Annotated in this window: 7 protein-coding genes and 1 pseudogene; 2 read left to right on the plus strand and 6 right to left on the minus strand. The window is 72.7% G+C overall.

The genetic code is table 11. The annotated features are described in order from the left end of the window. Positions 1-3: 3 nt before the first annotated feature. On the minus strand, positions 4-582 hold the full coding sequence (locus AB0H81_RS21780) for a YqgE/AlgH family protein (RefSeq protein ID WP_175601034.1): 579 nt from the start codon (positions 580-582) through the stop codon (positions 4-6). Between the two features lie 17 nt (positions 583-599). Continuing rightward, a complete protein-coding gene (locus AB0H81_RS21785) occupies positions 600-1,340 on the minus strand; it encodes a TetR/AcrR family transcriptional regulator (protein WP_358377302.1) in 741 nt (246 codons plus the stop codon). A gap of 68 nt (positions 1,341-1,408) precedes the next feature. On the opposite strand from AB0H81_RS21785, the gene AB0H81_RS21790 reads away from it, so the two are divergent. Then, complete coding sequence (locus AB0H81_RS21790) at positions 1,409-2,803, plus strand: MFS transporter (protein ID WP_358377305.1); 1,395 nt, start codon at positions 1,409-1,411, stop codon at positions 2,801-2,803. 229 nt (positions 2,804-3,032) lie between these two features. Here the strand turns inward: AB0H81_RS21790 and AB0H81_RS21795 are convergent, their stop codons facing one another. From AB0H81_RS21795 to AB0H81_RS21810, 4 genes are all read right to left on the minus strand, one after another. After that, complete coding sequence (locus AB0H81_RS21795) at positions 3,033-4,442, minus strand: NAD-dependent malic enzyme (protein ID WP_358377308.1); 1,410 nt, start codon at positions 4,440-4,442, stop codon at positions 3,033-3,035. A gap of 56 nt (positions 4,443-4,498) precedes the next feature. Beyond that, positions 4,499-5,128 (minus strand): cytidylate kinase-like family protein, encoded by a 630-nt coding sequence (locus tag AB0H81_RS21800; protein WP_358377310.1) that lies wholly within the window; start codon positions 5,126-5,128, stop codon positions 4,499-4,501. Between the two features lie 9 nt (positions 5,129-5,137). Beyond that, positions 5,138-6,073, minus strand: coding sequence for a tetratricopeptide repeat protein (locus AB0H81_RS21805; RefSeq protein ID WP_358377313.1), 936 nt, complete (start codon positions 6,071-6,073; stop codon positions 5,138-5,140). Between the two features lie 86 nt (positions 6,074-6,159). Continuing rightward, on the minus strand, positions 6,160-6,672 hold the full coding sequence (locus AB0H81_RS21810; protein WP_358377316.1) for a MarR family transcriptional regulator: 513 nt from the start codon (positions 6,670-6,672) through the stop codon (positions 6,160-6,162). Positions 6,673-6,902: 230 nt separating this feature from the next. Between AB0H81_RS21810 and AB0H81_RS21815 the strand changes: the two are divergent. Then, positions 6,903-7,133 (plus strand): annotated as a pseudogene (locus AB0H81_RS21815) (hypothetical protein); the annotation flags it as partial.

Genomic DNA, 7,133 nt, shown 5'->3' on the forward strand with positions numbered 1-7,133 from the left:
GCGTCAGTTCATCGTCGGGTCCTCGGGACAGTTGGCCACGAACGCCAGCTCGCCGCGCTGGCGCCGCAGCACGTGCCGCCACAGCGAGCGCGGGTCGGTGTGGAAGGTGTCGCCCGCCTCGGAGTCGACGACGTACCAGGCCCCCTCGGCGATCTCGCTCTCCAGCTGACCGGCCGTCCACCCGGCGTACCCGGCGAAGATCCGCATCTGCGAGATCTCACCCTGGAGGATCTCGGGTGGAGCGTCCAGGTCGACGGTGCCGAGCCGCGAGACGGACGGCGTGCCCGCGTGGAGGCGGCGCCACCCCAGGGGTTCCTCACCGCTGGGCACCGCGGCGAGGGCCAGCGCGCTGTCGGTCTGCACCGGGCCGCCCTCGAACAGCACCGGCGGACCGGTCACCAAGGGGTCCCACACGGGCAGCACCTGGGTCACGGAGATCTCGCTCGGCCGGTTGAGCACCACCCCGAGGGTGCCGCCCTCGGAGTCATGTTCGAGGATCAGCACGACGCTACGCCGGAAGTTGGGGTCATCGAGAAGCGGCGTCGCCACCAACAGACCGCCGACGTAGATCGCTTCCGCCATACATCCATCATGAAGGGTCACCCGCGCATCTCGCTCCTCTGGTCCGCCGTTGTTACGTTTTGCGGTCGTACGGGCCCGGACCGCTCCCCGTCGCCCCCCTCGCCGGCGGGACCGGAGGGATCGGAGGGGGCGGCCGGTGACGGGGCCGGACGGACGAAGGCGCCGGCCCGCGCGGCGGCGAGGGCCTGGAGGGCGGACCGGGCGGCGACGTCCGCGTCCACCGGCTCCTTCGTGACCAGCAGCCGGTAGTACAGCGGCGCGGACACCGCCCGGACGACCTCGGCCGCGTCCGTGCCCTCGGGCAGTTCCCCGCGCTCGACCGCGCGCTCCACGGAACGGGCCCACTCGGCGACGCGCCGGCCGTAGAAGGCGCGCAGGGCGGCGGCGGCCTCCTCGTCGCACGTCGCGGCGGCGATGACCGCCTGGAACGTCGCCCCGAGCCGCCGGTCGGTGACGGCCCCGAGGACGGAGGCCGCGTTCGCGCGCAGGTCGGCCTCGACCGAGCCCGTGTCGGCGCGGGGGGAGGACTGCTCGGCCAGCTCGGTCATGAGGTCGGCCACCAGCCCCGCCGGGCTCCCCCAGCGCCGGTAGACCGTGGTCTTGCCCACGCCGGCCCGCGCGGCCACCTGATCCATGGCCAGCCCGTGGAAGCCCCGCTCCACCAGCTCGTCCTGGGTCGCGGCGAGCACGGCCTCGCGCACCCGCGCCGTCCGGCCGCCGGGCCGCTGCATGCCCACCAAACGGGACTCCTGTTCCATTAACGCGCCTCCTCGTGTTACCGTCACTCTCATCTTAACGGAACAATCGACCCATTAAAGGGGGCGACATGACCGCGCTCACCGAGCGCGCGCCCGCGGCGGCGCGCATGACCGGACGCCAACGCCTGATCCTCCTGCTGCTGCTGGGCTCGCAGTTCATGCTGGCCGTGGACTTCTCCATCCTGAATGTCGCGCTGCCCGTCATCGGCGCCGGCCTCGGGTTCGCGCTGGCGGACCTGCAGTGGGTGGCGACCGCGTTCGCGCTGACCGCCGCCGGGTTCACGTTGCTGGCGGGCAGGGTCGCCGACCTCTTCGGCCGGCGGAGGCTGTTCCTCGCGGGGATGGCCCTGCTCGGGCTGTCCTCGCTGGCCGGCGGGCTGGCGAGCTCTCCCGGGATGCTGCTGGCGGCCAGGGTGGCCCAGGGGCTGGCCACGGCCGTGGTCACCCCGGCCGGTCTGTCCCTGCTGACCACGTCGTTCCCCGAGGGGCCGCTGCGCTCGCGGGCCCTCGGGCTGAACGGCGCGCTCATGTCGGCCGGGTTCACCTCGGGCGCCGTGCTCGGCGGGCTGCTGACCGACCTGCTGAGCTGGCGCTGGGCGTTCCTCGTCAACGTTCCGGTCGCGCTGGCCGTCCTCGTCGCCGCTCCGGCGCTCCTGGCCGAGAGCCGGCCGGAGCGGCGTCCCGCGATGGACGTGCCCGGAGCCGTCACCGTGACGACCGGCCTGCTGGCCCTCGTGTTCGGGCTGACCCGCGCGGGCGAGCACGGCTTCGCCGACCCGCTCGCGCTCGGCTCGCTGGCCGCGGCCGCGGCGCTGCTGGTGGCCTTCTGGTTCGCCGAGCGGCGCGCCGCCTCCCCGCTCGTGCCGCCGGCCGTGCTGGCCCGGCCGAGCGTCCGGTGGGGCAACCTGGCGGGGCTGGTGGCGTTCGCGACCGAGACGTCGCTGGTGTTCCTGCTGACCCTGTACCTGCAGAAGGTGCTGGGCTACTCGGCGCTGGCCACCGGGCTCGCCTTCGGGGTGCTCGGGCTCGGCACGGTCGCCGGCGGACTGGCCGCGCCGCGCGTGCTGGCGCGCACGGGCACGCGCCGGGCGCTGGCGCTGGGCTTCGGCGCACAGGCCGTGGCCACGGCGTCGCTGGCGCTGCTCGGAACCGGGCCGGGCTGGATCTGGCTGCTCCTGGCGGCCACGTTCGCCGGAGGCGTGGGCAACATGCTCGCCATCGTCGCCTTCATGGTCACGGCCACCTCGGGCCTGCCCGACGCCGAGCAGGGCCTGGCCACCGGCATCGCCACGATGACCCAGCAGGTGGGCATCACCATGGGCATCCCGGTGATGAGCGCGATCACCACGGCGGCGATGGGGGCGGGATCGGGGGCGGCGGCAGTGCTGCACGGGCTGGTCGCGGCCATCCTCGTCAACGCCGCCCTGGCGCTGGCCGCGGTGGCCATCCGCCCGAACCGCTGAAGCCCCGGCCCATGAGGCGGCCCCGAGGTTCAGGGGCCGCCCGGGGTCTGGGGCACCGGCCCGGGGAGACACAGCCGGAGCACCGGCCCAGGGAGACACGGAAGGCCCGGTCAAGAGGACGCCGTGACGGCGCCCCGCCACCGTCCGGTCAGAGGCCGTCTCCCTGGAGGCCCCAAGCCCCGTGCGGCGACTGGGGCCAACCAGGCTGTGCCGTAACAAAAAGTAACGTCTATGCCTCGGTGAAGCCGCGCGCGCGGCCACCCGCCGACTCGCGGACGGCGGCGGCGACCGCGCTCGCCACGTCCGGGTGGAAGACGCTCGGGATGATGTAGTTGGGACCCAGCTCCTCCGGCGTGACGACGGCGGCCAGCGCCCCGGCGGCGGCCAGCAGCATCTGCAGCGACACCTCCGTGGCCTGCGCGTCGAGCAGGCCACGGAAGACGCCCGGGAACGCGAGCACGTTGTTGATCTGGTTGGGGTAGTCGGAGCGGCCCGTCGCCACCACGGCCGCGTGCTCGCGGGCGTCGTCGGGCGAGACCTCGGGCTCCGGGTTGGCCAGCGCGAAGACCACCGCGTCGCGCGCCATCGTGGCGATGTCGTCGCCCGTGAGGATGCCCGGCGCCGACACGCCCACGAACACGTCGGCGTCCTTGACCGCGCCGCGCAGGTCGCCGGAGTAGCCCTCGGCGTTGGTGTGCTCGGCGATCCACCGCAGCGACTCGTCCAGGTCGTCGCGGCCCTGGTGGACGGCGCCGAGGTAGTCGCAGACCACGACGTTGCGGGCGCCCGCCGCGAGCAGCAGCCGCAGCACGGCGTTGCCCGCCGCCCCCGCGCCCGCCATGGTGATCTTCACGTCCTCGATGGACTTGCCCACCACGCGCAGCGCGTTGGTGAGCGCGGCGAGCACGCAGATGGCCGTGCCGTGCTGGTCGTCGTGGAAGACCGGGATGTCGAGCAGCTCGCGCAGCCGCCGCTCCACCTCGAAGCAGCGCGGCGCGGAGATGTCCTCCAGGTTGATGCCGCCGAAGCCGGGCGCGATGAGCTGCACCGCGCGGACGATCTCGTCGACGTCCTGCGTGTCGAGGCAGATGGGCCAGGCGTCGATGCCGGCGAAGCGTTTGAACAGCGCCGCCTTGCCCTCCATGACCGGCAGCGCCGCCTCCGGGCCGATGTTGCCGAGGCCGAGCACCGCCGAGCCGTCGGTGACGACCGCGACCGTGTTGCGCTTGATGGTCAGCCGGCGCGCGTCCTCCTTGTTGCGGGCGATCGCCAGCGAGACCCGGGCCACGCCCGGCGTGTACGCCATGGACAGCTCGTCGCGGTTGCGCAGCGGCACCTTCGACACCATCTCGATCTTGCCGCCGAGGTGCATGAGGAAGGTCCGGTCGGAGACCTTGTGGATGACGACGCCCTCGACCGCCTCGAGCTGGTCGACGATGGCCTGGGCGTGGTCGGTGTCGCGCGCCGCGCAGGTGACGTCGATGCGGAGCTTCTCGTGGCCCGCGTTGGTGACGTCGAGGGCGGTGACCACGCCGCCTGCCGACTCTACGGCGTGGGTGAGCTGGCTGACGGCCTTGCCGCCTGCCGGCACCTCCAGCCGCACAGTGATGGAGTACGACACACTCGGGACGGTCGCCACGTCAATCGCTCCTTCGGGCCTGACCAAGAAGTTCTCCTATGGTAGGGGGAACCGAGTCAGGCCAGCGCCTCGGCCGCCGTGACGATGAGGTCGACGCATGCCGGCACGGGGATGCTCGTGCTGTCGATCACCAGGTGGTAGAGGCCGGGGTCGGCCGGGTCGGCGCGGTAGAAGTGCCGCACGTACGCGGTGCGGGCGCGGTCGTTGCGCTCGATGAGCTTCAGGGCGTCATGCTCGGAGATCTCGCTCAGCGTGGCCGTCTGGAGCACCCTCCGGCGCAGCGGCGCGTCGAGCCGCACGTGCAGCGAGCCGGGATGGTCGGCGAGCACGATCGCCCCGGCCCGGCCCAGGAAGACGCCGCCCTGGGCGCGGGCCGTCTCCACGAGCACCCGCTCGGTGCGCCGGACGAACTCCTCCGGAGCCAGCGGCATCGCTCCCGGCACGTACATGTCGACGCCGCCGAAGGTGACCGTGGGCAGCCGCATCGCCCCGGCCAGGAGCCTGGCCAGGCCGTGCGCGGCCCGGTCGTCGTGGGCCAGCGCCTCCTCCAGGGTGCAGCCGAGCTCCTCGGCCACGGCGCCGGGAATCGCGCGGTCGACGAACGGCACGCCGAGGCATTCGGCCACGGCCGGGCCGATGTGGCCGCCGGCCGTGCCGTACGTCGCCGAGATGGTGACGACCCGCACACCCTCAGGTTAGAACAGGGCGCTGGCCAGGGCTCTACGCGCTTTGGCCAGGGAAGGGTCGTCGCCCGGGAGCGTCTCGAACAGGCCCAGCAGGTGGCGCCGCGCCTTGTCGCGATCGTCGCCGGAGGTGCGCTTGACCACCGCCACGACCCGCGCGAACGCCTCGTCCACCGCGCCCGACAGCATCTCCAGGTCGGCGGCGAGCAGGTGGGCGTCGACGTCGGCCGGGTCGGCCAGGCGCCGCTGCACGTCGGCCGGGTCGGCGTCGGCGGTGCGCTTGATCAGCCGCACGCCCGCCAGGCCCATCTTGGCGTCCTCGTCGCCGGGGGCGCGGGCCAGCAGCCGCTCGTAGGCGGCCTCGGCCGCGTCGAGGTCGCCCTGTTCGATGGCCTGCTCGGCCGCCAGCAGGTCGGGGTCGGCCGGGGGCGCCTCGGGCTCCTGCGCGCCGGGCGCCGCGGGCGGCCTGGCGTCGGGGTTGGCCTGATAGAACTGCTCGACCGCGCCCATCAGCTCCTCGAGCCAGCGGCGCACCTCCTGCTCGGGCAGCACCTGCTGGAAACCGGTGACCGCCTGCCCCTGGAAGATGGCGAGCACGGTCGGCACCGCCTGCACGCGCAGCGCCTGGGCGATCTGCGGGCTGGCGTCCACGTTGACCTTGGCCAGGACGGCCCGGCCGCCCATCGACCCGACCACCTTCTCCAGCACGGGGCTGAGCTGGGCGCTGCCGGGAGCCCGCGGCGACCACAGGTCGAGCACGACGGGCACGCTCATCGAGCGGTCGATGACGTCGGTCGTGAAGGTCTCCTCGGTCACGTCGACGATCGAGGCCGAGGACGCCGCCTGCGGGCCCGCCGCCTCACGCCGGGACTGCGCCTCCAGAGCCTGCTTGCGCGCGCCCAGGTCCACCGCTCCGTAGAGCGACCCGGGCCGAGAGAAGTCCGCCATGCTCCTCATCTTGCCGCATGCCACGGCGCGGGGATGCCAGCGAGGGCCGCAGTCCGCCGTGGGCCGAACGCCCCGGACGGCTCGGGTCACTCGCCGAAGTCGCCCGCCGCCACCCGCAGCGTGCGGAGCTGGTCGAACATCGCGTGCAGCTCCTCCTCCCCGTACATCGACAGGCCGAAGTCGGCCGTCATCAGGTCGGCCGTGGCGCGGCGCACGACGTCGCGGCCCTCGTCGGTGATCTCCGCCAGCACGCCGCGCCCGTCCTTGGGGTTGCGCATACGGCTGACCAGCCCGGATCTCTCGAGCCGGTCAACGGTGTTCGTGACGCTGGTCGGGTGCACCATCAGACGCTCTCCGATCTTCCACAGCGGGAGCGCCCCCGTCCTGCTGAAGGTCAAGAGCACCAGCGCCTCGTACCTCGCGAAGGTCAAGTCGTACGGCTTCAGGAGCGAGTCAAGTTGCGACAGGAGGATCTGATGGGCTCTCATGATCGAGGTGACGGCGGCCATGGCGGAAGAGGGTCCGAAGTGAACACGCCAGGTCTGCGCGGCGCGTTCGATGGGATCGAACGGCAGGTTGAGCGGCTTCGGCTGCGACACAGCGCTACGGTAGCGCGCCGCTCGTCCGCTTTCGTCTGGTTACTCTGAGCTATCGCATTCACTGCTTGGCCAAGAATCCGGACGTCAATCATCACGCTCAGTTATGGTTCTCGCATCAAACGGTGACGCGGATCCCAAGTCCATCGGCGGTGGGGACCTGCCGGACTCATGACGTCCGCGTTCGCCGACGGGGCACGGGGGGTGCTTGATGTACGTCAACGGGAGATCGCGTGCGTGAGCACGCGGGAGTCACACGCGAGGAGCTGAAACAGAGCGCGGCCGTCACCGTCGCCGTGCTCATGGCGCTCGGCCTGGCCGCGGCCTGGAGCGTCCTGATTCCCGGCGTGGACGCGTGGGAGAACATCGTGGCCGCGATGCGGCACGCCGCCCGCTCGATGGAGATCGCCGAGCTGGCCGTGCGCTACCGCGACGTCGGCGTGGTCGGCTTCGACATCGCCGGC

Source organism: Nonomuraea sp. NPDC050691 (assembly GCF_040654455.1).
Taxonomy (GTDB): domain Bacteria; phylum Actinomycetota; class Actinomycetes; order Streptosporangiales; family Streptosporangiaceae; genus Nonomuraea.